Genomic DNA, 26,065 nt, shown 5'->3' with positions numbered 1-26,065 from the left:
CCGACGTGGCCGCCATGGCCGGGGTGGCAGGCGTGACCGCGGCAGCCGCCGTGACCGATCCGGCGGTCGCCGGACCCGACGAGCTGTGGCCGCTGCTGCGCCGCCACACCCAGGCGCGGATCGGTCTCGGCCGCTCCGGCTCCGCCCTCCCCACCCGGCACCGCCTGGGCCTCCAGGCCGCCCACGCGGCCGCCCGGGACGCCGTGCACTCGCCGTTCGACCCGGACACGGTGGCGGCGGGGCTGCGGGGCCTGCCGACGGTACGGGTCCGCAGCGCGGCCGGCGACCGGCTGACCTATCTCCAGCGCCCCGACCTGGGCCGCCGGCTCGACCCCGTGGACCGGGCGCACCTGCCGGCCGGCGGTGACTGGGACGTCGTCTTCGTGGTCGCCGACGGGCTGTCCAGCCGGGCGGTGCACGAGCACGCGGCGGCGGTGGTCCGGGCGACCGCGGCGCGGCTCACGGGGTGGAGCGTCGCACCGGTGGTGCTGGCCGAACAGGCCCGGGTGGCCCTCGGCGACGACATCGCCCACGCGATGGGCACGGCCATGGTGGTCGTCCTGATCGGCGAACGGCCCGGCATGTCGGCGGCGGACTCGCTGGGCGCCTACCTGACCTACCGGCCGGTGCCGGGCGTCACGACGGACGCCGACCGCAACTGCCTGAGCAACATCCGCCCGCCCCTGGGCCTGACGTACGAGGCGGCGGCGGGGAAGCTGGCCGCGCTGCTGAGCAGGGGCCGGGAGCTGGGGCGGACCGGGGTGGCCCTGAAGGACGAGACGGACGCGGACGTGACTGCTCGGGGAGCCTTGGAGGCACCCGCTACGGCGCCCCCGGCACCGTAAGCCCCCAGGCCCCCTCCACCACCCGCCACGTCCGGCGTCGTACCGGGCCCGCCACCCCCGCGTCGGCCCGGTAGCGGAAGTCCGTGCCCGTCACCGTCACCGTGCGCCCGGTGGCCCGGAGCGGGGTCGCCTCCGCGCCCACGGACAGCGGGCGTACCTCCACCTCGGCGAGACCGTCGGGGCCGCCCGGGGTCACCGAGATGCCCTCCACCGGCTGGTCCAGGTCCACCACCGTCTCCCCGTCGACCTCCACCCGCAGCCGCGCGGCCCCGGGGCGGGGCACGGCCGGGAGCGGGCGGGTGGTCGACAGGGACCGTACGAGGTGCTGGTACGGCCGCAGCCACCCGCGTGCCGCCACCGGCTCCGGAGCCGCCGCCACGGCCGTCAGCGGCGGTATCCGCAGCGCGCCCAGCACCACCCCGTCGCTGTCGTCGACGAGGAGATCCATCCGGCGTTCCACCCCGTCCAGGACCGCCCGCGCCGCCGCCACCGCACCCATGGGCACCCCCAGCGCGTGCGCGACGCCCAGCGGGCCCCCGACCGGGACCATGGACAGCACGCATCCGGCCAGCTCCCGGCGCCGGTGCAGCAGGGTCACCGCACGGACCAGGGCGCCGTCGTCGCCGACGACCACCGGCCGCCGCGAGCCCCGGCGGGCCAGCACGCGGGCGAATTCCTCGGGCCCGTCCGGCATGCACACCTTCGCGGCCGCACCCGCGCTGAGCACGTCTTTCGCGATCCGGACGGATTCACCGTCCGTTTCCCGTGCCGCCGGATCGATGATCACCAGCAGCTGATCGGACGTCGCGAATGTCGCCACCTCGGTCGTGCCTCGCTTCCTCAGGTAGCATCACTGTGCAAGAGCCCCTTGCGCTATTGCGCCAGGGGCTTCGTCTATTCCGGGGCATCCGGTCCGACGGTTGTGCGGCCGACGACGGTCGCGGTGGTACGCGGCGACGAACCTTACGCGTACGCCCCTGACCTTGGACATGCCCCGCCCGGAAGGGGTGTACGCGCGTGCCCGCACTTGTGCTGCTCGGTGCTCAGTGGGGTGACGAAGGCAAGGGAAAGGCGACGGACCTGCTAGGTGGATCCGTCGACTATGTGGTGCGCTACCAGGGCGGCAACAACGCCGGCCACACGGTCGTCGTCGGCGACCAGAAGTATGCGCTGCACCTCCTCCCTTCCGGAATCCTCTCGCCCACGTGTGTCCCGGTCATCGGCAACGGTGTCGTCGTCGACCCGTCGGTCCTGCTCTCCGAGCTGAGCGGTCTGAACGAGCGTGGCGTCGACACGTCCAAGCTCCTCATCAGCGGTAACGCGCACATCATCACGCCGTATCACGTGACCGTCGACAAGGTGACGGAACGCTTCCTCGGAAAGCGGAAGATCGGTACGACGGGGCGCGGCATCGGCCCGACCTACGCCGACAAGATCAACCGGGTCGGCATCCGGGTCCAGGATCTCTACGACGAGTCGATCCTGACCCAGAAGGTCGAGGCGGCCCTCGACGTCAAGAACCAGATGCTGACCAAGCTCTACAACCGGCGCGCGATCGCGATCGAGCAGGTCGTCGAGGAACTGCTCGGCTACGCGGAGAAGCTCGCTCCGTACGTCGCCGACACGGTCCTGGTCCTCAACCAGGCCCTGGAGGAGGACAAGGTGGTCCTCTTCGAGGGCGGCCAGGGCACGCTCCTCGACATCGACCACGGCACGTATCCGTTCGTCACGTCCTCGAACCCGACCGCGGGCGGCGCCTGCACCGGCTCCGGTGTCGGCCCGACGAAGATCAGCCGGGTCATCGGCATCCTCAAGGCGTACACGACCCGGGTCGGCGCCGGCCCGTTCCCGACCGAGCTCTTCGACGAGGACGGCCAGGCGCTGCGCCGGATCGGCGGCGAGCGGGGTGTGACGACCGGACGCGACCGCCGCTGCGGCTGGTTCGACGCGGTCATCGCCCGCTACGCGACCCGCGTGAACGGCCTGACCGACTTCTTCCTCACCAAGCTCGACGTGCTGACCGGCTGGGAGCAGATCCCGGTCTGCGTGGCGTACGAGATCGACGGCAGGCGCGTCGAGGAACTCCCGTACTCCCAGACCGACTTCCACCACGCGAAGCCGGTCTACGAGAACCTGCCCGGCTGGTCCGAGGACATCACCAAGGCCAAGTCCTTCGCGGACCTGCCGAAGAACGCGCAGAACTACGTCAAGGCGCTGGAGGAGATGTCCGGCGCCCCGATCTCCGCGATCGGCGTGGGCCCGGGCCGCGACGAGACGATCGAGATCAACTCGTTCCTCTAGAGCGGCGGTTGCAGGACTCATTTGGGCCGGTCTTGGGAATCCTTGACCGGCCCTTGGGTCGTCCGTGGTTACGCCGGTAACGGGCGAGGGTCAGCATCTACGCGGGTAGCCCGCCGCGGCCCGCATGCCACACCCGCCCTCTGCGCCTTTCCAGGAGTCCTGAATGCCCGTCAATCCCATGAACCGCCGTGAGTTCGTGCAGAAGTCGGCCGTCACCGGCGCCGCCGTGGCCGTCGCGGGAACCGTCGGTACCGGCAGCGCCCAGGCCGCCGAGCTCGGCCACCCCAAGCCGCCGAAGGCGCCCAAGACCTGGTCGTTCTCCATCCTGGGCACCACCGACCTGCACAGCCACGTCTTCAACTGGGACTACTACACCAACGCGGCCCCGGTGGACTCCAGGGGCAACACGTACGGCATCGCGCGCATCGCCACCCTGGTGAAGAACCTCCGCAAGGAGAAGGGCGCGGACCGGGTCCTGCTGGTCGACGCGGGCGACATCATCCAGGGCACCTCGCTGGCGTACTACTACGCGAACGTCGACCCGATCACCGGCAAGGACGGCAAGCGCGGCCCCAAGCACCCCATGGCGGTCGCCATGAACGAGATGCGGTACGACGCGGCCGCCCTCGGCAACCACGAGTTCAACTACGGCATAGAGGTCATCCGCACCTTCGAGAAGCAGTGCGACTTCCCGCTGCTGGGTGCCAACGCCCTGGACGCCAAGACGCTGAAGCCGGCCTTCCGGCCCTACACCGTCAAGCACATCAAGGTCCCGCACGGCCCGGACATCAAGGTCGGCATCCTCGGCCTCACCAACCCGGGCATCGCCCTGTGGGACAAGGACAACGTCTCCGGGAAGATGGCCTTCACGGGCCTGGTCGAGCAGGCGAAGAAGTACGTGCCGCGGCTGCGCGCCCTCGGCTGTGACGTCGTCTTCCTCACCGACCACTCGGGCTTGGACGGCTCGACCTCGTGGGGCGACGAACTCCCCTACGTGGAGAACGCGTCGAACCTGGTCGCCGAGCAGGTCCCCGGCATCGACGCGATCCTCGTCGGCCACACCCACGTCGACGTCCCGACGTACACGGTGAAGAACGCGGAGACGGGCGAGGAGGTCCTGCTCTCCGAGCCGTACTGCTACGGCTACCGCCTCTCCGTCTTCGACTTCGAGCTGGAGCACGTGCGCGGCTCCTGGAAGATCACCAAGAAGACCGCCACCACCCTGAACAGCAACACGGTCGCGGAGGACCCGCGGATCACCGAACTCCTCACCGCCGACCACAACCTGGTCGTCAAGTACGTCAACACGGCGATCGGCACCTCCACGCAGAACATGTCGACGGCGGAGGCCTGCTGGAAGGACGTGCCCGCCATCGACTTCATCCACGAGGTCCAGACGGAGGCGGTGAAGGCCGGCCTGTCCGCGGCGGACGCGGCGCTCCCGCTGATCTCGGTGGCCGCGTGCTTCAGCCGTACCGCCGACATCCCGGCCGGCAACGTGACGATCCGCGACATCGCCGGCCTCTACATCTACGAGAACACGCTGTACGGCAAGAAGCTCACCGGCGCCCAGCTCAAGGACTACCTGGAGTACGCGGCGAAGTACTACCACCAGGTCCCGTCCGGCACGGCGGTGAACACCGCCACCCTCACCAACGCCAACAGCTTCTGGGACTACATGTACGACACGGCGTCCGGCGTCTCGTACGAGATCGACATCGCGGCGGCCGAGGGCTCGCGCATCAAGAACCTCACCTACAACGGTGCGGCGGTCGCCGACGACCAGGTCTTCGTCGTCGCCGTCAACAACTACCGCGCCAACGGCGGCTCCGGCTACCCGCACATCGCCGCCGCGGAGACCGCCTACAGCTCCACCAACCAGGTCCGGGACCTGATGATCGCCTACGCCACGGCCAAGGGCACCATCGACCCGGCGGCCTTCGCGGCCACCAACTGGAAGCTGACGCAGGGCGGCACGCCCGTCTTCTAGTCCCAGCGCTTCACCGGTTCATCGCGTGGTGGCCCCACCCCTCGGGTGGGGCCACCACTTTTTCTTTTTCCCGAACAAGAGAGACCTGTCGATTTCATTTGTGGATTTCATTGTTTCTGTGAATCCTGAAAATCTTGCTCCGAATGTAATCCGAAAATGCTGGGCGGTCGGGTTTTCGCATTGAGTGTCAACAATGTTGTTGGTAGCGTCCGCGGTGCGTTCCTCTCACCTTCCGACCAGGCCAACGGGTGTTTCCGTGTGGCTAGTTCGGCATGTCGAAGGAGTACTTTGTGAGCAAAGAGAGAACCCGTCTGGTCCGCTCCCGGCGGACTCGAAGGGTCGTGGTCGGAGCCGCCACGGCCCTGGTGCTTGTCGGCGGTGGATTCGCCGTGGCAAATGCGGCCACGGCCGGCAGCGATAAATCCGCCGCGGGCGTCCAGCGGCCGGTCGACAAGCAGGCCAAGGGCACCGCGGCCGTCGTCAGCGCCGCCAACGCCTTCCTGAACACCCTGACCTCCGACCAGCAGGCCTCGACCCTGCTGGACTTCTCCCAGGCGAACGCGACCGCCTGGTCGAACCTCCCCTGCGGCGGGACCTGCCGCCCCGGCATCCAGCTCAGCACCCTGTCGGACGACCAGCTCGCCGCCGCCAAGGCTCTGCTGAAGACGGCCCTGGGCACCGGCAAGGACACCGGCTACGCGCACGTCCTGCAGACCCTCAAGGCCGACGACGTGCTCGCCTCGGCCGAGAGCACCAGCTCCGCCTCCGCCGCACCGACGGACGCGCCGACGGCGACCGACTCGGCCACGCCGACCGACTCGGCCTCCGCCACGGCCACCGACTCCGCCTCCGCGGCGCCCACCGACGTCCCGACCGGCGCCCCGCCCTCCGGCGGTGCCGGCGGCGGAGGCGGGTTCTCGTACGGCAGCGGCTACTACTACCTGGCGTTGCTCGGCACCCCGTCCAAGACCGGCACCTGGCAGCTGCACTTCGGCGGCCACCACCTCGCCGTGAACATCACGTACAAGGACGGCAAGGTCTCCGGCGCCAGCCCCTACTTCACCGGCGTCGAACCGACCAGCTGGACCGCGGACGACGGCACCACGTACGCGCCGCTGGCGAAGTTCCGCAACGGCCTGCTGAAGCTGACCGGCAGCCTGAGCACCGCGCAGCTGGCCGAGGCCAAGCTGTCGGAGTCGTTCAGCGACGTGCTGCTCGGTCCCGGCAAGGACGGCGACTTCCCGGAGACCAAGGAGGGCATCAAGGTCAGCGAGCTGTCGCCGAAGCAGAAGAAGCTGGTCCTGGCGGCGATCCACCCCTGGATCGCGGACGTGGACGACGCCACCGCCGCGCAGCTGATGAAGACGTACGCGAAGGAGCTCGACCAGACCTACGTCGCCTACTCCGGCGGCACCGGCCTGGACACCCAGGGCGACTACGTACGCATCGACGGACCCGGCGTGTGGGTCGAGTTCGTGGTCCAGAACGGCATCGTGTTCCAGAACCAGGTCCACTACCACACCGTGTACCGCGACCACACCCGCGACTACGGGAACGAGTTCTCCTTCTCATGACCGGACCGCGAAACTGGCTGACCACCGTCCTGACACGCCTGGTGGCCGGGATCGCGATCGTGGTGCCGGCGGCGCTCCTGCTCGGGGCGTCGCCGGCCGCCGCGCATCCGATGCCGCACTCGGTGGTGCAGCTGGACGTGTACAGGTCCTCGGTCTCCGCCCGGCTGGAGCTGCCGGTCTCCGACTTCTCCCGGGCCAGCGGCATCGACCTGGAGGACATCACCGGCAAGACCGTCCCGGCCGCGCAGAGGAAGGCGGTCCGCGCCTACCTCGCCGCGCACATCCACCCGGCCACCACCGGCGGCAGGGCGTGGCAGGTCGGCATCGGCGCGATGCACCTCAGCGCCACCCGGCAGACGTCCACCGGCCCCTACCGCGAACTGACCGTCGCCGCGGTCCTCACCCCGCCCGCCGGCGCCGACGTACGCCACTTCACCTTCCACTACGACGTGATCGTCCACCAGGTCGTCACGCACGTCACCCTCGTGACCGTCCGCCAGGACTGGGCGAACGGCCAGGTCGACGGCAAGGGCACCACCCAGGTCGGCACGATCGAGCTCGACATCCGGCACATGAAGGTCCCGGCCCTGAAGGTCGACCTCGGCCCCGGCAGCGCCTGGCGCGGCCTCGTCGCCATGGTCGAACTGGGCGGCAACCACATCCTCACCGGCACGGACCACCTCCTCTTTCTCCTGATCCTGCTCCTGCCGGCCCCGCTCGCCGCGACCGGCGGCCGCTGGACCGGCCTGGTCGGCCCCCGCAAGGCGCTGGCCCGCATCGGCGGCATCACCCTCGCCTTCACCGCCGGCCACTCGGTCGCCCTGGCCGCCACCGCCCTCGGCCGCCTCCAGATCCCCTCCTGGCCGGTGGAGGCGTTCATCGCCGCGAGCATCCTGGTCGGCGCGATCCACGCGATCCGCCCCCTCTTCCCCGGCCGGGAGGCGGTCGTGGCAGGCGTCTTCGGCCTGGGCCACGGCATGGCGTTCTCCTTCGTCCTGGCCGAAATGCACCTCTCCACCGGCCAGTTGGTCACCAGCCTGCTCGGCTTCAACCTGGGCATCGAACTGGTCCAGCTGCTGCTGGTCTGCCTCGCCCTGCCCTCGCTCCTGGTCCTGGCCCGGCTGCGCGTCCAGCCCGTAATCCGCCTGACCGGCGCGGCGCTCACCGGCGTGGCGGCCCTCGGCTGGCTGGTCGACCGCCTCGGCCTGCCCAACCCCGTCGCCCGCGCCGCCGACAGCGCCGGCTCCCACACCACACTGCTGCTGGTCATTCTCACGCTGGCCGCCGTCACCAGCACGGCATGGTCCCTGACCGCCCGCGTGCGCAGCGCACCGCAGGGCGGCGGCCTCAGGCCCCGATGGCGTGCAGCCCCGGACCGGTCATGAGTCTGCGCAGGCCGTCCTCGGCCGCCGGATCCGCCGGGGTGACGGCGATCAGGCACTGGTCCGAGTCGTCGAGGGTGGCCAGCGTGTCGTAGCAGAGGGCCAGTTCACCGACGACCGGGTGCCGGATGCGTTTGCGGCCGTGGGCGCGCTGCTTCACCGTGTGGTCGTCCCACCATGCGGTGAACTCCGCGCTCCGGTCCCGCAGTTCGGCGATCACCTCATGCAGCCGCGGGTCGTCCGGGTGGCGCGCGAGGTTCGCCCGCAGGTTGCCGACCGTCTCACGGGCCACCCGCGCCCAGTCCATCTGGACCTCGCGCATGCCCGGCTCCAGGAACAGCACCCGTGCGGTGTTGCCGCCGAGTTCCCCGGCGGTGCCGAAGGCCGCGCCGAACAGAGCCGTCGCCGCCGCGTTGTGGGCCAGCACATCGAAACGGAAGTCCACGACATAGGCCGGGATCAGCGGCATCCCCGCCAGCAGCACGCGCAGCGAGTCGCCGACCGGGACGGACAGATGCCGGGCCACCGGGGTCTCGTCCCGTGCGATGAGATGCAGATGGTGCCGCTCGGAGGGCGACAGCCGCAGTGCCTGGGCCACCGCGTCCAGCACGGCCGCGCCCGGCGTGCCGACCCGGCCCTGCTCCAGCCGGATGTACCAGTCGATGCTGACGGCGGCGAGCTGCGCCACCTCCTGCCGCCGCAGCCCCGGCGTACGGCGCCGCCCCACATCCGGCAGCCCGACGTCCCCGGGCCGCAGCCGCGCCCGCATGGCACGCAGGAACTCACCCAGTTCCGCACGCTGGGGTGACCGCTGACTCGCCATGCCCGCCATGATCCCGACCCCGGCCGTGCGCTGTCGACCCCGGAGCCTGGTATCCCGAATGCCAGCAATCCCAGAGCCTTCCTGCCGGTGTCCCGCCTCCTTGATCGTGGTGCCACCGCAGGCACCCACCCAGGAGGGCACCATGAGAACGTCGATCCGAGCCGCCGCCGCGCTGACCGCGGTCGCCGCCGCCGTCACCACCGGCGTGACCACGGCCAACGCCGACACCCACACCGGCCGGGCCGACGACGGAGGGTACGGCTACACCCAGGTCCGCAAGGGCGTCCCCGACACCGCCGCCCGCTTCAAGGTCACCAGCCCGGACATCCGCAACGGCGGCACCATCCCGGCCGACTCCTACGCGGGCGCCGCCTTCGGCTGCTCCGGCGACAACAAGCAGATACGGCTGTCCTGGCACGGCGCCCCCAAGGACACCCGCAGCTACGCGGTCACCATGTTCGACCCCGACGCCCCCACCGGCTCCGGCTTCTGGCACTGGCAGACCTGGGACATCCCCGCCACGGACACCGAGCTGGGCTCCGCCCTGCCGGCCGGCGCGGTCGCCGGCACCAACGACGCCGGCCAGACCGGTTACCTGGGCCCCTGCCCGCCGGCCGGTGACATCACCCACCACTACCGGATCACGGTCTACGCCCTGGACACGGCCAGCCTCCAACTGCCCGCCGCGACCCCCGCCGCCGTCACCCGCTTCACCATGTCGACCCACGTGCTCGGCACGGCGACGATCACGGCGACGGCGCGCAGGTAGGTCGTCCGTGGTACTGCCCCGGGGCCTCACGCACGCCACCAAGTGACCGTTGGGGCCGCCCGCTTCTCGGCAGTGTCGTGCTTCCGCGGGCCGAGTAAAGGGCGCTCCGCGTCGGCTACGCCGATGGGCCTGCGACCCACCCTTGACACGACCCGCTCCACCACGGGGTAGAAGCGAGCGAGCGGCCCGGAAACGCGGGGGCCCGACCGGCGTTCACGTCAGCCGTCGACCGCACCCGCACCGCCGGTCGACGGACGCGGGCGGGCTGAGGGGGCACGCCGGGCCGGTCAAGCGGCGAGCGGTCGGTGGGTCAGGCGGCGGATGGCGGGCGGTGCGTGGCAGGCGTGTTCCCGCCTTGCCGGTCTCGCCCGTCTCGCTTCCCCATGGTGATGTCAACGACCATCGCCGAAGGGCCTGTTGATCGGTCCCTTCGGTGATCTGCGGATTCCGTCATGGTGCGCCTGCCACAGCGTGGATGCCCCACCCCCGGCAGGAGGGCAGGGCATCCGTGAACTGAGGTGTTCAGCCGATGCGGTAGACGGTGATGGTCACCTCTCCGTCCGGACCGGGGATGGTGTACGCACCGGGGCCGTGGAAGGGCTCGCAGCCCTGGGCGAGGATGTCGTCGGCGTTGTAGCCGGTGTCGTCCTCACCGACGTCGGCGCACACCTCGCTGATCAGATGGTCGGCGAACCTGTGCGTGACGCCGGCCTCGGGATAGCGCGACACGGTGGGGGTGTTGATGTCCAGGTCCGGGTGCTCCCACAGGGTCGTCTGCCGCAGGCCGTCATCCTTCACGAAGACCCGCCCGTAGGGTTCGGGCAGGTTGTTGTTGTCCTTCTCCTGAGGGTTGGAGAACTCGATCGAGTAGGTGACGAGCCCACCGGGGTACCGCGCCTGTGCAGTCGACTGTGCCTGAGCCGATCCGGCACTCACCACTCCGGCCAGCAGCAGGCCCATCGAGGCGACGGCCGCCAGCCGGCCCATGGACGTCGGACGCATCCCTGATCCCCTTTCACTCAACGTAGCCGCATGACTACGCTTCGAAGATAGGCGAGGTCATCCGGGCGATCGGTGGGAGCTCTGGGCAAACCACCCCGGCGGATGGTGCCGATGCTCTTCGGCCATGGCCCAGTGCGCCGGGTGGCCACCCGGCCTTCGGCAACGAAGAGAAGAGCCACATCCTGATCAACTGCGGCTGCGGAGTTCAAGGCGCCGCTGCCCGGTCCCCGCACTCTGGCCTTCACAGTTCGCTCGTCAGTCCCATCGGGGCGAGAGCACTCAAGCCCACAGCGGCCAGTAAGGCGCCCGCCCGAGCAGTTTCCCGTCCACGCGGGGCTGCGTCACACCGAGCCGGTGCCACTACCTGCCATCAATGGCGAGGTGACCTGGTAATGCCTCCGGTCCCGGATCAAAGCCCACATGACGTTGACACGCCGTCGGGCGAGCGCGAGCACGGCCTGGACGTGTTTCTTCCCCTCGGCCCGCTTGTGGTCGTAGAACTTCCGCGAGTTCGGGTCGCAGCGGACGCTGACCAGCGCGGAGGTGTAGAACACTCGTTGGAGCCGACAGTGCTAAGCGACCGGCCGGTGAAGGTTCGCGAGCTGGGTGCGAGTGTTGTGTCGTCGGTGCGCCCGCGACTCACCGTTCGCCGCTTGGCCGGCCCGGCGTGCTGGCCAAGCGGGAGCGCGCCCGTCGGGCAACGATGCGGACGCGGCCGACGGCTGACCGCGAACGCCGGTCAGGGCCCCGCTTGTTTCCGGCCGCTCGCTCGCTTCTCTCCCGTGCTGGAGCGAGGTGTGTCAAGGGTGGCCCGCAGGGCCATCGGCGCAGCCGACGCGGAGCGCCCTTGACTCACCTCGCGGAAGTAAGACCCTGGCCGAGAAGCGAGTGACCCGACGGTCACTTCGTGAGCTGCGTGACGAAGCCGACCCAGGCGGCGGGGGAGAGGTCGAGGTGGGGGCCGTCGGGGGCCGTCTTGGAGTCGCGGATGTGGATGGTGTGGGGGCAGGGGGATATTTCGAGGCAGTCGCCGCCGCTGGCGTTGCTGTACGAGGACTTGCGCCAGGTGTAGGCGGTTTCGATGCACTGGCCGCCGCTGCTGTCGCTGTAGCTCGACTTGAACCACTGCACGGTGCTGGTCATGTCCGGTCTTCTCCCGCCAACTTCCGGATGAGGCCCAGTGAGTCGTCCGGGCTCAGTGCCTGAGTTCGGATCTTTGCATACCGGTGGGCGAGGAGAGCTACCTTCGCGGGATCGCTGACCAGGAGGCTTTCGTCCTGGACTTCGAGGTAGACGACGTCGTGGTGGTCCTTGGTCTTCACCAGCTTCATGTCGCCGTAGGCTCCCGCGTGTCCAGCCCTCAACCCCCGTTCCTGTGGGATTACTTGGACACTCACATTGTCCCGCTCCGCGTCCTCCGCAAGCGACCGCAATTGGTCGCGCAGCACCTCCCAGCTCCCGAACGGCCGCCGCAGTACCGACTCCTCCAGGATCAGCTCGATCATGGCCGTCGGGTCTGCCCGCTCGAACAGCGCACGCCGTGCCACCCGTGCCTCGACCAGTTCCTCCACCTTCTCGTCGGGCAGCTTCGGGAAGCCTCCGCCGATCAGCGCGCGTGCGTACTCCGGTGTCTGGAACAGACCGTCGACCACGAACGTCTGGTACGACGACAGCGAGACCGCCTCCTGCTCCACCAGCGCGAAGTTCTTGAACTGGGGCGGATACTTGTCCAGCAGTACGAACCTGCGCGCCTTCTCGAAGATCCCCAGCCCGCCGCCGATCGCCTCCTCCAGCTTGGCGAGCATCTTGTCGCTGGCGGGCTGCGCTCCCGTCTCCATCGCGCTGATCGCGGACCCGGTGTAGCCGATGCGCTTCCCCAACTCCTCTTGCGTCAGATCCTGTTGCTCGCGGAATGCCTTCGCGAGAGCGGCCAGGAGCTGTCCCGTGCTGCCCGCCTCCGCCTTGTTCTCAGCCCGCGCCATTGCGGTCACCCCCGAACTCAACCGAACTCAACCGGTCACAACCACCGAACCCCGAATTCCCAGAGTTTTCGGCTCTTGACTCAGAGTTATGGCGACGGTAGCCGCACCTGCCCAAACTGGTCCCATGAACACGCAAAGTGACCAGTCAAACCTCGGCTGGCTGCCGGCCTCCGGCGTTCAACTCCGCAAGGCCGGTGTCCAGTTCGACGCGGTGCGGGTGGACGACGGGGAGTGGGGGCGGCGGCTCGCCGACCGGCTCGCGGAGCTGACCGGGGGTGACCCGGGGCCCGTCATCGAGGTCGCCAGTGGGCGGCGGTGTGTGTACTTCCTGGTTCCGGCCGGGAGTACGGATCACCTGCCCTGGCCTGCGGAGGTGACCAGGCTGACCGCCGTTCCGGCCCGGGTGTCGTACATCCCGATTCCCGCGCTGGACGACATGACCTGGCCGTTGGCCTGGCGCTATCGGCCCACCGCGCACGGGCGTTTCGTGCACACGCGATTGCTGCGGACCGCGCTTCACTCGCCGGAGTGAATTGCGTCAACACGCGGGCAGAAAAAAGGGATTGTGGCTTGCGCTCGGCTCTTTGCGAGGCCCTAAAGTCACGATCAACGAGATTGCCCCCACGGTGCGCCAACACCTGGGGGCTCGACACCTGGAGAGAACAGCTCCGATGCGCGTTCATCGTACGGCGCCCCTGCGCGCCTTCGCAGCCCTCGCCAACTCCCGTTTCGGGGACCGACGTCTGTCCTGGGGAGCGGTAGGCGTACTGACGTACCTCTTGGGGCTGCCGAACGGTTCCTGGATCACCGAGCGCATCCTCGCGGCACAGCGCGGCGAAGGGTGCATGTCTATCGTCGCCTCCCTGCGTGAGCTGGAGGAACGGCGGTATCTGCGGCGGGTCGTGCGACGGGATCCGGTCACGCGGCAGTACTCGACGACCTGCGAGGTTTTCGAGAGGCCGTACGAATCCGGGGCACCGGCGGGTGAATTGCAAAAAGTTCGCCTCGTGGCGGCCTAGAAACCAGAGAAAGGAACGTCGATGACTGTCACACTCGTACGCCCTGAGACGGTATACCGCCAGTATACTGTCCTCATGGCTGACACCACGATCAAGGTCGACCCCGCCGTCCGCGACCGCCTCCAGGAGCTCGCCCGGGAACGCGGGATGAGCATGCGGGACTTCGTGGCGGAGCTGGCCGGGGCCACGCCCACCAAGGAGGAGCTGCGCAAGCGGTACGAGGAGACCAGGGCGTACGTCGAGGAGCACTTCCTGGGGCGGCCCTACACCGAAGAGGACGAGAAGGCCGGCGAGCAGCTGTGGGCCGACATCGAGTCGGGTCGGATCGGGGAGGTCCAGTGACCGGGGAAGAGCGTTACCCGCTGCCGCGTGCCGTCATCTTCGACGACACGGCGGCCCTCGCGCTCGGCGCCGGGAACAGCATGGCCTCGCGTCTCGTCGTCGAGGCCGAGAAGGACCCCGCTCTGCGGGTCTACATCCCCGCGGTGAGCCTGGCCGCCGCCGAGCGCGAGCGGGCCGGTGTCGCCGAGCACGTCGGTGCGCTGCCGTCCGTCAACATCGAGGGGCTCGACTTCGCGGCGGCCACCGCCGTCGGCAAGCGGCTGCGTGCCGCGAAGGGCGACTCGGAGCACGGCAAGGACGAGCCCGACTGGAGCGGCGCGCATGTGCTGCACCTCGCCCTGCCGACCGTCGAATGGCCGCGCGGCCGTGCCGTACTGACCAGAACCCCGATGCGTTACCGGGGCACCGGCATCCGCACCATCCGTATCGTCGAGAACTGATCCCCGCCCGTCAGCTGAAGACGATCATCGACCCCTGTGCCAGGCTCCGCGTCGCCGCCGCGTGCAGGCCCAGCCAGACGTGGCGTTCGCGGGCGAAGGGGCTCGGGTCGTAGGGGGCCGGGACCGCCGGTTCTTCGAGGTCGGTGGGGGCGGCGGGGGGCTGCGGCGGGGCCGGGGGGTTCGCCGGGTCGATGCCGATCGACGGGGCGACGTACTCCAGCTCGCGCAGCAGGCCGTGGGAGGAGCCCAGGGGGCCGCCGCTGGCCAGGAGTTCGTCGCTGGAGAGCGGGTTCGGGAAGTCGACCGGGACGTACGCGCCCGCGTGGTCGTAGTGCCAGACCAGGTGCGACTGCTGGGCCGTCGACTCGAACATCTCCAGGAGCTGCTCGTAGTCACCGCCGAGGTCGTCCACGGGGGAGACGGGCAGGCCGCAGACCTGGAGGAGGTAGGCGCGGCGCAGGAAGTGGAGTGCGTCGTAGTCGAAGCCGGCCACGGGTGCGACCTCGCCGGACAGGCCCGGCATGTACTGGTACACCGGCACCGGGGGCAGCCCGGCCTCGGCGAGCACCTTGTTGTATTGCGCGAGTTCCTCGGCGAACGGATTGTCGGGGGTGTGGCACAACACGTCGACCAGCGGTACCAGCCAGAGGTCACAGGCCAAAGAGGGCTCCTAGTATCAGCGCGTTCACAGCAAGTGCTCAGCCAGGTGGTCAGGGAAGAGTAATCCGTGCGGCGCCGGTCAGCTCCCCTCGTGCAGGTCCCATACCCAGACCCCACCGGTCCACTTACCGGGTTTTCCGGTCAGGGCCTCCACCGCCTGTCGTAGTTTCTCGTCATTGGGTTGCGGGGCGACCACCAGGGCCCCCGCCTTCCAGTACGCGAAGTCCTGCTTCGCCTGCGCCTGCCAGTTCTTGCCGATCACCGGGACCTTCCCGGTGTAGCGGACGTCCCGGAGCATGCTGGAGGTGTAGCGCGGGACGGCGCCGTAGATGCCGATGCGGTCCGTGCCGTAGGGGCCGTTGAAGTATCCGCCGGGGAGCTTGAAGCCGAGCCCGGCGCTGGTCTGCCAGTGCAGGGCCTCCGCGTAGCCGGGGTCCGGGAGCGGGAGGGGGACGAGCGACTCGCCCTTGCCCACGTACGTCTTCCACATCCCGCTGCTGATGAACTCCGGGACCGCCTCCCGCTGCTCGGACTTGAGCGGGGCCGGGAGGATCGGGAGCAGGGCGAGGGCGACGGCGAGCAGGCCGAAGTACTGGGCGCCGATGCGGCGGGTGGCCAGGACCTTCTCCAGGGCCAGGGCGAGCAGCATGCCCAGCGCGGGCGCGCAGATCATCGCCACCCGGCCCTCGATGACGGACTCGAAGAGCGGGAACTTCCGCACCAGCGCCCAGGGGCCCGGATACACCGTCTCCGTCAGCGGGATGCGGATCTTCGGGCCCATGGACAGCACGGCCGCGGCGACAGAGGTGAACGCCAGCGCCTTGACCAGCGGCCGCTCCCACAGCCGTACGACGATCCCGAAGGCGACCAGGACCAGCGGCCAGCCGTAGAAGGCGTTCTGCTCGGTGGGGTTGAGGGAGAGTTCGTTGGCGCGGCCCGCGTTGCCGTAGAGCAGCGAGCGTTCGGAGAAGGCGAGGAGGGAGAGGGGGCTGTTTCCGGCGTTGTCGCCGTGCAGGACGCTGTGGTAGCTCTGCGGGCCCGTGAACTGCCAGTAGAGCGGGAAGGCGATCAGGGGCAGGCAGACGGCCCCGGCGATCAGCAGGCCCTTGCCCAGCGGGCGCCAGGCCTCCTTCGCGACCTCGGGCCGTGCGACCGCGTATGCGAGGGCGAACAGGGTCATGCCCAGCGCCGCCAGCAGGAACGGCTCCTCGCCCAGGAAGACCTGGTACGCCGCCATCAGGCCGAGCACGATCCCGTCCCGCCGGACCCGGGCGCCGGTGGCCAGGCGCAGGGCACGGTCGATGATCAGCGGGATCATGAACAGGATCACGAAGTTGGGGTGCGCGTTGGCGTGGCTGACCATCGGCGGCGCGAAGGCCGCGAGGGCCGCGCCGACGAAGGCGGCACCCCGGTGCCGTACCACCCGCTTCACGATCAGCCAGTACCAGGCGACGGCGGTCGCGGCGAGGCCCAGCGCCATGCACACGGAGAGCGAGACGGCCGGTCCTGCTATGAGGGTCAGCGGGGCGAAGGGGACCGACAGGCCCAGCATGACCGTGTTGGCCATGAGGTTGACGCCGTCGGGGAAGTTCTGGAAGTCGGAGAAGAGCGGGTTGCGCAGGTGCGCGAGGTTGTCCGCGGTCACCGCGAAGAACCACTCCCACTGGTTCTGGTCCTGGAGGGAGTCGACGAGATAGCGGTGGTCCGGGTCGAAGAAGCGGCCCGAGTAGAGGGCGATCGAGAGGGCGAGGAAGAGGAACGGGACCAGCAGGTCGGCCGGGCGCAGGCGGCGGACGCGCAGCCGGGCCAGGTCGGCGAGGACCTTCGGGTAGTCCAGCGGGCCCACCTTCGAGCCGGGCTGGTGGCTCCAGCGGACCGGGACCTCGGCGATCGGGTGGCCGCCCCGGTGCAGGTGCTGGAGGACCTCGATGTCGATGCCCCAGCCGTCCAGCCGGGAGCCGGCGAAGGCCTCGCGGGCCAGGTCGCCGTCGAAGAGCTTGAACCCGCACTGGGTGTCCCGGATCCCGGGCACGGCGGTCGCGCGTATCAGCAGGTTCCCGGCACGGCCGAGCAGCTCGCGCAGCCGGTGCTGGTGGTCGGCTATCTCCGCGCCCGGCACCGCACGCGACCCGATCGCCGCCGCGCTGCCCTCGCTGAGCGCCTTGTCCAGCCGCTCCAGCTCCTCGATCGGCGCCGCGAGGTCGGCGTCGGTGACGAGCACGCGGCTGCCGCCGGTCGCGGCGACGCCGAGGCGCAGGGCGTTGCCCTTGCCCCGGTTGCGGTCCGCGGCGACCAGGCGGACGTGCGGGTGCTGTAAGGCGGCGACCTCGCGCGTCCCGTCCGTGGAACCGTCGTCGGAGACGATCACTTCCCAGGACCCGAAGCGGCTCTCGTTGTCGGCGAGGTAGCGGGTGACGGCGTCGAGCGTCGGGCCGAGCCGTTCCTCCTCGTTGTACGCCGGGATGACGACCGAAAGATCGACGGTCCCCCTGTCCTCGTCCTCCGTGGTCTCCGTGGGCGCGGTCATCCGTTCTTCTCCGCCAGTCGCTCGATCAGGGCGAGGGAGTGCGTGTTGTACGCGGCGACGATCCCCCGGGCGGACTCGGTGTCCCGGCGGGACAGCGCGTCGACCAACTCGGTGTGCCGGGACCACAGATACCCGCGTAGATCGGGCAGCCGGCGCAGATGCTGCACCGCGCACACCCAGGACTGCACGCGCAGCCGGTGCAGGAAGTCGGCGAGGTAGGGGTTGCCGAACAGGGCCGACAGCTCCCGCCAGAACCGCAGGTCGTAGCCGATGAGGATGGTCAGGTCACCGGCGGTAGCGGCGCGCTGCGCCTCCTCGCCGCGCCGGCGGACCGCGGCCAGCGCGGCCGCGACCCGGGGCTCCTCGGGGTCCTTGAAGGCCGGGTGGAGGCCGTGGGCGAGGGCCTGGAACATGCCGTCGGTGACCAGGCTGCGGGCCTCGATCATGCCCCGGTAGTCGGCGAACGTGTACTCCGGCACCCGGAAGCCGCGGTGCTGGTCGGCGTCGAGGATGCCCTGCGCGGACAGGTCGACCAGCGCCTCGCGGACCGGCGTGGCGGAGACCCCGTACTGCTCGGCGATCTCCTTGACGGTGAACTCCCGGCCCGGCTGCAGCCGCCCGGCGAGCACCTCGTCACGGAGCGCGTCCGCGATCTGCTGGCGCAGGGTACTGCGGGTCACAGCGCCGTTGCCGGGCATCGTCGGGTGCCTCTCCTCACGCGTACGGGTGACGTGCTCGCTCACAGATACATGTACGAGCACGCCACCTTACGCGTTCGGGTTCCGGGTGTACTCCTTCTGTACCCGGGAAGCTACCCGTGGGTCCTTTCTACGGTTCCTGTGAGCCGCCCGTGAGGACGCGCCCCATAGGGGCGCGGGGCTGTATCGGATTTGCGGCTGCCGCCGCGTGGGCGCGACCAGCCCCCACGCACCCGCAGTCAAAACGCGACCTCAAGCCACCGTGTATTCGTCGGCCACACTCAGCGCGGCGTCCAGCGCAGCGAACCCTTCCTTCAGCTCGGCCTCACTGACATTGCACGGCGGCACGACATGCGTCCGGTTCATGTTCACGAACGGCCACAGCCCCTGCTTCTTCGCCGCAGCGCCGAAGGCGGCCATCGCCGCGTTCGCCTCCCCGGCCGCGTTGTACGGCACCAGCGGCTCCCGGGTCTCCCGGTTCTTCACCAGGTCGAGCGCCCAGAACATGCCGACCCCGCGGACCTCGCCCACACTCGGGTGCCGCTCGGCGAGCGAGGCGAGCGCCGGCCCCACGACCTCCGCGCCCAGCCGCTTCGCGTTCTCGACGACCCCCTCCTCCGCCATCACGTTGATCGTCGCGACGGCGGCGGCACAGGCCAGCGGATGCCCGGAGTACGTCAGCCCGCCCGGGTAGGGCCGCTTGGCGAAGGTCTCGGCGATCTTCCCGCTGATGGCCACACCGCCCAGCGGCACATACCCGCTGTTCACGCCCTTGGCGAAGGTCATCAGGTCCGGTACGACCCCGAACAGGTCGGCGGCGAACCACTCCCCGGTCCGTCCGAACCCGGCCATGACCTCGTCCAGAACGAAGACGATCCCGTACTTGTCGCAGATCTCCCGGACCCCCGCCAGATACCCGGCCGGCGGCACCATGATCCCCGCGGTCCCGGGGATGGTCTCCAGCACGATGGCCGCGACCGTCCCCGGCCCCTCGAAGGCGAGGGTCGTCTCCAGGTGCTCCAGCGCCCGCGCGGTCTCCTGCTCCTCGGTCTCCGCGTAGAAGCGGGAGCGGTAGAGGAAGGGCGCCCAGAAGTGCACGACCCCGGCGGCGGCGCCGTCGGAGGCCCAGCGGCGCGGGTCGCCGGTGATGTTGATCGCCTGCTGGGTGCCGCCGTGGTACGAGCGGTAGGCGGACAGCACCTTCGGGCGCCCGGTGTGCAGCCGCGCCATCCGCACGGCGTGCTCGATGGCGTCGGCGCCGCCGTTGGTGAAGAAGATCTTGTCCAGGTCGCCGGGCGTGCGCTCGGCGATCAGCCGGGCCGCCTCCGACCGGGCCTCGACGGCGAAGGCGGGCGCGAAGGTCGTCATCTTCGCGGCCTGCTCCTGGATGGCGGCGACCACCTTCGGGTGCTGGTAGCCGACGTTGGTGAAGACGAGCCCGCTGGTGAAGTCCAGGTAGCGCCTGCCGTCGTAGTCCCAGAAGTACGACCCTTCGGCGCCGGCCACGGCGAGCGGGTCGATGAGGTCCTGCGCGGACCAGGAGTGGAAGACGTGCGCGCGATCGGCCGCCTTCACGGCGGCTCCGGCCTGGGGATTGGGCTGAGGGGTCATGCCCGGGAGCGTAGGAGTGTCCGGCAGGTGAGCGGTATCGGCGACATGTTCCGTGGTCAGGGGGATTCCGCGACAGGTTGTCCACAGCCTGGGGACACGGTCGGGCGAACGGCACCGGTGCCTGTTACGTAACCGTAGACATAGCGCGGCGCGATCCCCGGAACGGCCGCATTATTCTCGGCTCGATCACAAGTGTGAGCAAGGAGCGGATCTGCCATGGAGAAGCTGGGGCCGGGGGATCCGCAGCACATCGGTCGCTACCGGCTGCTGGCGCGGCTCGGTGCGGGCGGGATGGGGCATGTGTACCTCGCCCGGTCGGAGCGCGGTCGTACGGTCGCCGTGAAGCTGGTACGGGCGGAGCTCGCCGAGCACGAGGAGTTCCGGGAGCGTTTCCGGCAGGAGGTGCGCAACGCCCAGCGGGTCGGCGGGTTCTGGACCGCGCCCGTTCTCGACGCCGACACCGAGGCCGCCGTGCCCTGGGTGGCCACCGGCTATGTGGCCGGGCCGAGCCTCCAGCGGGTCGTCGAGCACGACCACGGGCCGCTGCCCGAGCGGTCGGTGCGCATCCTCGCCGCCGGTCTCGCGCACGCGCTCGGCAACATCCACGCGGCCGGGATCGTCCACCGGGACCTCAAGCCGTCCAACGTGATGCTCACCATAGAGGGCCCCCGGGTCATCGACTTCGGCATCGCGCGGGCACTGGAGACGCTGCCCGGCGAACGGCTCACCCAGACCGGTTCCCTCCTCGGTTCGCCCGGCTTCATGGCCCCCGAGCAGGTGCGCGGCGACCGGATCACACCGGCCTGCGACATCTTCTGCCTCGGCTCGGTGCTCGCCTACGCGGCCACCGGCCGGCTTCCCTTCGGCTCCACCGAGGGCGGTGCCCACGCCCTGATGTTCCGGATCGCCCAGGAGGACCCCGACCTCTCCGGCCTCCCCGAGGACATCGCCGACGTGGTCCGCGACTGCCTGCGCAAGGACCCGGCGGCCCGTCCGTCGCTGGACGCGATCCTGGCCCGGACGGGAGCGGGCGACACGGTCTGGGAGGGCCGGTCGAGGGACCCGTGGCTGCCGGGCTCCCTGGTGGCCCAACTGGGCCGCCACGCCGTGGAGCTGCTGGAGGTGGAGGACCCGACGGTCTACGGGGCGCTGAACGAGGCAGCGGCATCCGCGGCACCGAATCAATGGGCGCAAGGGGCAACTCCCTCAGGGGCGCGGGGAACTGCGCGACCAGCCACGAACCACCCGCAGCCGACACTCGACCCCCCGTCCCCCGAACACGCCCCCGCCCACCCGGCCTACGGCTACCCGAACCAACCCCACCAGCACCCGCACCCACAGCCGCAGCCGTACAACCCCTACGCCGCCACCGCCCCCGTCACCACCCCCGACCCCACCCAGATCTACGCACCCCCGCCTCCCCTCTACGACCCCGACCCCGTCCCCGCCGACGAGACCCGCCGCACCCCCCGCTCCACCGCTCTCCTCGTCACCATCGCGCTGGTCGTGCTCCTGGCCGCGGGCGGCTCGGTGTACGCGCTCATGCAGAGCGGCGGCGGCGACGGCGCGGACGGCAAGGCGGCCGGCAAGGTCACCCCCACCCCGTCGGCCACCGCCCCCACCGCCTCGGGCGAGCCGACGCCCACGAAGTCGCCCTCTTCTTCGGCCGCCCCGAAGGGCACCGTCCCGAGCGGCTTCCTCGGCACCTGGGCCACGTCGATAGACAACGACACCGGACACAACACCCGCGAACTGACCATCCGCCAGGGGGCCGTGGGCGACAAGGTCCTCACCCTGGTGGCGGACGGTCCCGGCTACCACTGCGAGTTCACGGCGAAGCTGGCCGAAAAGCCCGGTTCCGACGGCCCGTTGGAGATCGGCCCCTCCACGGTCACGTCCGGCAAGCCCCGTTCGTCGTGCAGCGCCGGAGAGGCCACCGAGGTGACCCTGCTGTCGGGCGGCAAGCTGAAGCGCGTGACGAAGGACGGCAACGAGAGCCTGACCTACAGCAAGAAGTGAACTGCCGCTCGGCCCGAGGAAGTTGAACGTTCGGCGAACAACAGTGCGGGTGACCGGTATGTCCCTTCGCAACCGCATCCTGCCCCTTACGGTGACCGCACCATCCGACTCCGGGGAGTGGCGGGGGCACCCACATGGAGTGGCTGAGCACGGAGAACATCGTCGCCGTGGGCACCGCGGTGCTCGGCATCGTCGCGTCCGCGGGCATCTTCTGGTACGAGCGCCGAGTCCCGCGCCGCAAACGGATCGGCTACCGCGTCCAGATGGACAACCCGATCGGCGACGACGTCCGTTCGGGCCGTATCGGCAGGCGCCTGGGCCTCTTCGACGAGGCCCCGGACATGGCCGGTGCCACCCTGGTCCTGCTGCGCATCGAGAACGACGGCTCCCAGGGCATCGGCCGCGACGACTACACCAGTCCCGAACTGCACGGTCTGACCGCCGTGTTCGCCGACCGCGTCATCCGGGGCGTCTCGGTCACCCAGCCGACCGACAGCGACCACCTCATGCCGCACTTCACCCCGGAGCGCGGCTTCGGCTACTCGGGCAACACCCTGCGCATCCCGCGGGTCCCGCTCAACCACGGCGAGCACTTCAAGCTCCTTGTGCTGCTGTCCGGCGGTGACGTCGGCCGGGAGATCAGGATCGTCGGCGGGCTCCACGACGGCGAGGTGCACCCCAACCGCAGTGCCACCCCCGACGACGCCACGCCCCTGTTCAGCCGCGCCTCCCGGCTGATCACCATCATGCTGACGCTCAGCGTGCTCACCCTCGCCACGATCGTCGTGGCCCGCGACGACACCCCGCCGCCGATGGGCTGCGCGAAGGGCTCGCTGCGGGTCATCGGCTCGACCGCCTTCGCCCCCGTGATGCGGGACGCGGCGAAGAAGTACGAGAAGGACTGCGCGGGCGCGTCGATCACGGTGGACGCGCGCGGCTCGACCGCCGGGATCAGGGAGCTGAACGACGCCGGGGCGGGCGCGAAGACGGGCTCCCCGTCGGTGCTGGCGCTCTCCGACGGGCCCAAGCCCACCGACATGCCCGAACTGAAGGAGAACCGGGTCGCCCTGGTGGTCTTCGCGCTGGTCGTGAACGACGACGTGCCGCTGCGCAACCTCACCACGGCCGAGGTACGACGGCTGTACCGGGGCGAGATCACCAACTGGAAGCAGCTGGGCGGCCCCGACCTGCAGGTGGTGCTGGTCAGCCGGGACGCCAACTCCGGGACCCGGCAGGTCTTCCAGCGGCGGGTGCTGAAGCGTGGCGAGATCGCCAACTCCTCCGTGGACTGCGTGCACAAGGACGACCCGACGGCGAAGGTGATCCGCTGCGAGCTGGACTCCACCGACCAGGTGCTGTCGCAGGTGGCCGGGCTGAAGGGCGCGGTCGGCTACGCCGAGCTGAACGTGGCGGAGCATGCGAAGGGCCTGCACATCCTCTCCCTGGACGCCAACGCCCCGTCGGTGGACGCGATCGAGCGCGGCGTCAGCCCGTACCCGTACCGCGAGATCGAGTACGCGTACACCTACGGCCAGCCGTCGGCCACCTCACTGGCGTCGAGCTTCCTGTCGTACGTCGAGAAGGGGAACGGCCAGGACGTGATCCGCTCGTACGGGCATGTGGCCTGCTACGCGCCGGCGACCATGAAACTCTGCGCGTGAGCGCTCCCCGGCCGGGGTTCAGCCGAGGGTGACCCAGGTCCCCTGCGCGGCCGAGCGGCTCATCGCGTCGAGGGCGGTCGCGCTGTGCACGGCGTCCTCCAGGGTCGGGCCGTAGGAGGTGCCCTCGGCGACGGAGCGCAGGAAGTTGCGGGCCTCGATCACCTTGAGGTCGTCGTAGCCCATGGCGTTGGCGGCGCCGGGCTGGAAGGCGCCGTACTCGCCGTGGCCGGGTCCGACGAAGACCGTGGAGACAGGCTGGTCCTGGTAGGAGGTGCCACGGCTGACGCCCAGCTCGCCCATCCGCCGGTAGTCCCAGAAGACGGCGCCCTTGGTGCCGTGCACCTCGAAGCCGTAGTTGTTCTGCTCGCCGACCGAGACCCGGGAGGCCTCCAGGACACCCCGGGCGCCGGAGGCGAAGCGCAGCAGGCAGTTGACGTAGTCCTCGTTCTCGACCGGGCCGAGCTCGCCGCCGGTGGCGAGGGTGTGGCCGGCGGTGGCGCCGGTGGGGCGGGCGCGCTCCGGGATGAACACGGCCGTGTCGGCGGCCAGCGACTCGATGTCGCCGAGCAGGAAGCGGGCCAGGTCGACGCCGTGCGAGGCCAGGTCGCCGAGCACCCCGCCACCGCCCCGGGCCCGCTCGTACCGCCAGGTCAGGGCGCCGTCGGGATGTGCGGCGTAGTCGCTGAACAGCCGGACGCGGACATGCGTCACGGTCCCCAGCTCACCGGAGGCGAGCAGCTCACGCGCGTACGCGACGGCCGGCGCGTTGCGGTAGTTGAACCCGACCGTCCCGCGCACCCCGGCCTTGGCCACCGCGTCCGCCACCGCGCGGGCGTCCTCCGCGGTCAGCCCGACCGGCTTCTCGATCCATATGTGCTTGCCGGCCTCGGCCATGGCGACGCCGATCTCGCGGTGCAGGAAGTTCGGCGCGGTGATGCTGACGGCGTGGACACGCGGGTCGGCCGCCACGTCCCGCCAGTTTCGGGTGGTGCTCGGGAACCCGAACTGCTCGGCGGCCTCCTCGGCCCGCCCCGGCACCTCCTCGGCGACGGTCACCAGCTCGGGCCGTACGGGCAGCTGCGGGAAGTGGTGGGGGACCCGCTGGTAGGCCTGGGTATGCACCCGCCCCATCCACCCGAACCCGACGACGGCGACCCCGACCGTACGCACCATGTGGCTGCCCTTCTTTGGACCGTCCAGAGCTTGCGTGCCCACGATGCGGCGCCACTTCCAGAGATGTCAAGACATTCGGCCGTCCTGACAATTAGTACGGCCCCTTCACGCGCCCCTTTGGGGGTGCGGGCTAGAGGTGCGGGGCTGCAGCGCCCCGTAAGGGGCGCGGGGAACTGCGCGATCAGCCCCCACGGTGCGGCACTGAGCCACGGGGCGAAACCACCCCCTTCAGGGGCGCGGGGAACTGCGCGAAACCCCCAACGGCGCTGCACCGAACCCACGACGCGCACCCCCTCACCTCACCTCACCTCGGTTCCGGCGGCCTCTGTCTCGGCATGTTCGGCCGCGCCCCGTTAGGGCCCGGCAGCGGAAACCGCCCGTTCAGATGCCCCGCATCCGCCCGCGGCCCCGCCGCCACCGTCGCCTGCATGCCCAGCGGCGTCGGCCCCGTCCGGAACTCCACCATCCAGTCGGCCGTCTCCGTACGGACCAGCTCGGTCACGTCCTCCGAGAACCGCCGCAGCACCCCCAGGCACCGCTCGCTCGCCTCGCTCGCCGTCCCCTCCGCCGGCCCCAGCACCTCCCGCACACTCTCCGACGCCCAGTCGAACTGCAACACCTGCAGCCGCCGCTGCACGGCCTGCGCGGTGGCCATGTCCCTTATCCAGCCGGACGTCACCCCGAAGAACCGGTCGACACCGACGCAGGACACCGCCATCAGCAGCGAGAGGTACCCCCAGGGCGCGACCCCGCCGACCACCCCGGTGAGGTCAAGCAACGGCAGCGCGGCCCCCAGCACCGCCCCCACGGCCGCCCCGCACCGCAGCGCCCTCGCCCCCCGCCGCTTCCACACCCGGTCCGCCAGATACCACGCGGCCGTCTCCAGCGCCCCGCGCTCCACCCACCGGTACAGCTCGTCGAGCCGCTCGGCCGGCTCACCCCAGTCCCCGAGCGGGAACGCCCGCCCGGTCAGATCACCCGGCCGCAGTCCGGCCGCGCCCTCGCCGCCCCGCCCGTCCTGGGGCGGTCCCTCGGGCTGCATCTCCGGCTGACCCACCCGGCACTCCCTAACTGATCCCGACCGGTCACGTTCCGTGACATCGGACCTGGCACTGGACCTGACAATGAATGCTGACGACGGGAACCCTTCCTACCGCCCAATGGGTGGCGGGGGCCTTGCTTTCGCCTCTTTTACGCCCAGAAGTGGGCCTTGATCAGGTATAGGCATCTCGGGAATCTCACTCGAA

Annotated in this window: 22 protein-coding genes and 1 pseudogene; 11 read left to right on the top strand and 12 right to left on the bottom strand. The window is 70.3% G+C overall.

The window, feature by feature from the left end; all coding sequences use genetic code 11:
• The first annotated feature begins 14 nt into the window (after positions 1–14).
• Entirely contained in the window at positions 15–845 is an 831-nt protein-coding gene (eutC, locus tag SSP29_RS09210) for an ethanolamine ammonia-lyase subunit EutC (RefSeq protein ID WP_089100718.1), read from the top strand.
• Here eutC and SSP29_RS09205 read toward each other — a convergent pair.
• Positions 823–1,665: a diacylglycerol kinase family protein gene (locus SSP29_RS09205; protein ID WP_089100059.1), complete on the bottom strand. Its 843-nt coding sequence runs from the start codon at positions 1,663–1,665 to the stop codon at positions 823–825. The genes eutC and SSP29_RS09205 overlap by 23 nt on opposite strands.
• 197 nt (positions 1,666–1,862) lie before the next feature.
• On the opposite strand from SSP29_RS09205, the gene SSP29_RS09200 reads away from it, so the two are divergent.
• The 4 genes from SSP29_RS09200 (at position 1,863) to SSP29_RS09185 (ending at position 8,095) form a co-directional block, all read left to right on the top strand.
• Positions 1,863–3,146, top strand: coding sequence for an adenylosuccinate synthase (locus tag SSP29_RS09200; RefSeq protein WP_089100058.1), 1,284 nt, complete (start codon positions 1,863–1,865; stop codon positions 3,144–3,146).
• Between the two features lie 163 nt (positions 3,147–3,309).
• Positions 3,310–5,136 carry a bifunctional metallophosphatase/5'-nucleotidase gene (locus SSP29_RS09195; RefSeq protein WP_089100057.1) on the top strand — a complete coding sequence of 609 codons (1,827 nt, stop codon included), beginning with the start codon at positions 3,310–3,312 and terminating at the stop codon, positions 5,134–5,136.
• Between the two features lie 290 nt (positions 5,137–5,426).
• Positions 5,427–6,710, top strand: coding sequence for a DUF3500 domain-containing protein (locus SSP29_RS09190; protein ID WP_245883053.1), 1,284 nt, complete (start codon positions 5,427–5,429; stop codon positions 6,708–6,710).
• Entirely contained in the window at positions 6,707–8,095 is a 1,389-nt protein-coding gene (locus SSP29_RS09185; RefSeq protein ID WP_089100055.1) for a HupE/UreJ family protein, read from the top strand. Before SSP29_RS09190 ends, SSP29_RS09185 begins: the two co-directional genes overlap by 4 nt.
• On the opposite strand, the gene SSP29_RS09180 is transcribed toward SSP29_RS09185, so the two are convergent.
• Complete coding sequence (locus tag SSP29_RS09180; protein WP_089100054.1) at positions 8,058–8,915, bottom strand: helix-turn-helix transcriptional regulator; 858 nt, start codon at positions 8,913–8,915, stop codon at positions 8,058–8,060. The two genes, SSP29_RS09185 and SSP29_RS09180, sit on opposite strands and share 38 nt — an antisense overlap.
• A 142-nt stretch (positions 8,916–9,057) precedes the next feature.
• Here SSP29_RS09180 and SSP29_RS09175 point away from each other — a divergent pair, with 142 nt between their 5' ends.
• Complete coding sequence (locus SSP29_RS09175; protein WP_089100053.1) at positions 9,058–9,684, top strand: YbhB/YbcL family Raf kinase inhibitor-like protein; 627 nt, start codon at positions 9,058–9,060, stop codon at positions 9,682–9,684.
• Between the two features lie 522 nt (positions 9,685–10,206).
• Here SSP29_RS09175 and SSP29_RS09170 read toward each other — a convergent pair.
• From SSP29_RS09170 to SSP29_RS09155, 4 genes and pseudogenes are all read right to left on the bottom strand, one after another.
• Complete coding sequence (locus tag SSP29_RS09170) at positions 10,207–10,686, bottom strand: hypothetical protein (RefSeq protein ID WP_145968868.1); 480 nt, start codon at positions 10,684–10,686, stop codon at positions 10,207–10,209.
• 341 nt (positions 10,687–11,027) lie between these two features.
• A pseudogene (locus tag SSP29_RS09165) lies at positions 11,028–11,282 on the bottom strand (IS110 family transposase); the annotation flags it as partial.
• Positions 11,283–11,586: 304 nt separating this feature from the next.
• Positions 11,587–11,829: a DUF397 domain-containing protein gene (locus tag SSP29_RS09160; RefSeq protein ID WP_089100051.1), complete on the bottom strand. Its 243-nt coding sequence runs from the start codon at positions 11,827–11,829 to the stop codon at positions 11,587–11,589.
• Positions 11,826–12,668 (bottom strand): helix-turn-helix domain-containing protein, encoded by an 843-nt coding sequence (locus tag SSP29_RS09155; RefSeq protein WP_089100717.1) that lies wholly within the window; start codon positions 12,666–12,668, stop codon positions 11,826–11,828. The genes SSP29_RS09160 and SSP29_RS09155 overlap by 4 nt, the downstream gene beginning before the upstream one ends.
• 124 nt (positions 12,669–12,792) lie before the next feature.
• On the opposite strand from SSP29_RS09155, the gene SSP29_RS09150 reads away from it, so the two are divergent.
• The 3 genes from SSP29_RS09150 to SSP29_RS09135 all read left to right on the top strand — a co-directional run bounded on the left by SSP29_RS09150 (position 12,793) and on the right by SSP29_RS09135 (position 14,469).
• Positions 12,793–13,200: a hypothetical protein gene (locus SSP29_RS09150; RefSeq protein ID WP_089100050.1), complete on the top strand. Its 408-nt coding sequence runs from the start codon at positions 12,793–12,795 to the stop codon at positions 13,198–13,200.
• A 562-nt stretch (positions 13,201–13,762) separates the two neighbouring features.
• A complete protein-coding gene (locus SSP29_RS09140) occupies positions 13,763–14,029 on the top strand; it encodes a cupin domain-containing protein (RefSeq protein WP_150133819.1) in 267 nt (88 codons plus the stop codon).
• Positions 14,026–14,469 (top strand): PIN domain-containing protein, encoded by a 444-nt coding sequence (locus tag SSP29_RS09135; RefSeq protein ID WP_089100047.1) that lies wholly within the window; start codon positions 14,026–14,028, stop codon positions 14,467–14,469. Before SSP29_RS09140 ends, SSP29_RS09135 begins: the two co-directional genes overlap by 4 nt.
• Before the next feature lie 10 nt (positions 14,470–14,479).
• On the opposite strand, the gene SSP29_RS09130 is transcribed toward SSP29_RS09135, so the two are convergent.
• The 4 genes from SSP29_RS09130 to SSP29_RS09115 form a co-directional block, all read right to left on the bottom strand.
• Positions 14,480–15,130 carry a putative DNA-mimic protein gene (locus SSP29_RS09130; protein WP_089100046.1) on the bottom strand — a complete coding sequence of 217 codons (651 nt, stop codon included), beginning with the start codon at positions 15,128–15,130 and terminating at the stop codon, positions 14,480–14,482.
• A gap of 78 nt (positions 15,131–15,208) precedes the next feature.
• Positions 15,209–17,656 carry a dolichyl-phosphate beta-glucosyltransferase gene (locus SSP29_RS09125; protein ID WP_089100045.1) on the bottom strand — a complete coding sequence of 816 codons (2,448 nt, stop codon included), beginning with the start codon at positions 17,654–17,656 and terminating at the stop codon, positions 15,209–15,211.
• Positions 17,653–18,354 carry a GntR family transcriptional regulator gene (locus SSP29_RS09120; protein WP_089100044.1) on the bottom strand — a complete coding sequence of 234 codons (702 nt, stop codon included), beginning with the start codon at positions 18,352–18,354 and terminating at the stop codon, positions 17,653–17,655. Before SSP29_RS09120 ends, SSP29_RS09125 begins: the two co-directional genes overlap by 4 nt.
• A 252-nt stretch (positions 18,355–18,606) precedes the next feature.
• On the bottom strand, positions 18,607–19,965 hold the full coding sequence (locus tag SSP29_RS09115) for an aspartate aminotransferase family protein (RefSeq protein WP_089100043.1): 1,359 nt from the start codon (positions 19,963–19,965) through the stop codon (positions 18,607–18,609).
• 216 nt (positions 19,966–20,181) lie between these two features.
• Here SSP29_RS09115 and SSP29_RS09110 point away from each other — a divergent pair, with 216 nt between their 5' ends.
• Both SSP29_RS09110 and SSP29_RS09105 read left to right on the top strand, forming a co-directional pair.
• Complete coding sequence (locus SSP29_RS09110) at positions 20,182–21,984, top strand: serine/threonine-protein kinase (protein WP_089100042.1); 1,803 nt, start codon at positions 20,182–20,184, stop codon at positions 21,982–21,984.
• Between the two features lie 134 nt (positions 21,985–22,118).
• Positions 22,119–23,645, top strand: coding sequence for a substrate-binding domain-containing protein (locus tag SSP29_RS09105; RefSeq protein ID WP_089100041.1), 1,527 nt, complete (start codon positions 22,119–22,121; stop codon positions 23,643–23,645).
• An 18-nt stretch (positions 23,646–23,663) separates the two neighbouring features.
• Here the strand turns inward: SSP29_RS09105 and SSP29_RS09100 are convergent, their stop codons facing one another.
• Both SSP29_RS09100 and SSP29_RS09095 read right to left on the bottom strand, forming a co-directional pair.
• Positions 23,664–24,818: a Gfo/Idh/MocA family protein gene (locus SSP29_RS09100; RefSeq protein WP_089100040.1), complete on the bottom strand. Its 1,155-nt coding sequence runs from the start codon at positions 24,816–24,818 to the stop codon at positions 23,664–23,666.
• Between the two features lie 304 nt (positions 24,819–25,122).
• Positions 25,123–25,875, bottom strand: coding sequence for an SLATT domain-containing protein (locus SSP29_RS09095; RefSeq protein ID WP_089100039.1), 753 nt, complete (start codon positions 25,873–25,875; stop codon positions 25,123–25,125).
• Positions 25,876–26,065: the final 190 nt, after the last annotated feature.

It is taken from the genome of Streptomyces hyaluromycini, assembly GCF_002217755.1.
GTDB classification, from domain to species: domain Bacteria; phylum Actinomycetota; class Actinomycetes; order Streptomycetales; family Streptomycetaceae; genus Streptomyces; species Streptomyces hyaluromycini.
The sequence above is the reverse complement of the archived record's forward strand: the minus strand, read 5'-3'. Positions and strand labels throughout refer to the sequence as shown.

Bases quoted from the DNA above. Each gene is read 5' to 3' on its own strand.
- eutC (WP_089100718.1), top strand. From the start codon at position 15: ATGGCCGGGGTGGCAGGCGTGACCGCGGCAGCCGCCGTGACCGATCCG.
- SSP29_RS09160 (WP_089100051.1), bottom strand. From the start codon at position 11,829: ATGACCAGCACCGTGCAGTGGTTCAAGTCGAGCTACAGCGACAGCAGC.
- SSP29_RS09175 (WP_089100053.1), top strand. From the start codon at position 9,058: ATGAGAACGTCGATCCGAGCCGCCGCCGCGCTGACCGCGGTCGCCGCC.
- SSP29_RS09155 (WP_089100717.1), bottom strand. From the start codon at position 12,668: ATGGCGCGGGCTGAGAACAAGGCGGAGGCGGGCAGCACGGGACAGCTC.
- SSP29_RS09140 (WP_150133819.1), top strand. From the start codon at position 13,763: ATGGCTGACACCACGATCAAGGTCGACCCCGCCGTCCGCGACCGCCTC.
- SSP29_RS09115 (WP_089100043.1), bottom strand. From the start codon at position 19,965: ATGACCCCTCAGCCCAATCCCCAGGCCGGAGCCGCCGTGAAGGCGGCC.
- SSP29_RS09170 (WP_145968868.1), bottom strand. From the start codon at position 10,686: ATGCGTCCGACGTCCATGGGCCGGCTGGCGGCCGTCGCCTCGATGGGC.
- SSP29_RS09100 (WP_089100040.1), bottom strand. From the start codon at position 24,818: ATGGTGCGTACGGTCGGGGTCGCCGTCGTCGGGTTCGGGTGGATGGGG.
- SSP29_RS09125 (WP_089100045.1), bottom strand. From the start codon at position 17,656: ATGACCGCGCCCACGGAGACCACGGAGGACGAGGACAGGGGGACCGTC.
- SSP29_RS09195 (WP_089100057.1), top strand. From the start codon at position 3,310: ATGCCCGTCAATCCCATGAACCGCCGTGAGTTCGTGCAGAAGTCGGCC.
- SSP29_RS09105 (WP_089100041.1), top strand. From the start codon at position 22,119: ATGGAGTGGCTGAGCACGGAGAACATCGTCGCCGTGGGCACCGCGGTG.
- SSP29_RS09185 (WP_089100055.1), top strand. From the start codon at position 6,707: ATGACCGGACCGCGAAACTGGCTGACCACCGTCCTGACACGCCTGGTG.
- SSP29_RS09180 (WP_089100054.1), bottom strand. From the start codon at position 8,915: ATGGCGAGTCAGCGGTCACCCCAGCGTGCGGAACTGGGTGAGTTCCTG.
- SSP29_RS09110 (WP_089100042.1), top strand. From the start codon at position 20,182: ATGGAGAAGCTGGGGCCGGGGGATCCGCAGCACATCGGTCGCTACCGG.
- SSP29_RS09120 (WP_089100044.1), bottom strand. From the start codon at position 18,354: ATGCCCGGCAACGGCGCTGTGACCCGCAGTACCCTGCGCCAGCAGATC.
- SSP29_RS09150 (WP_089100050.1), top strand. From the start codon at position 12,793: ATGAACACGCAAAGTGACCAGTCAAACCTCGGCTGGCTGCCGGCCTCC.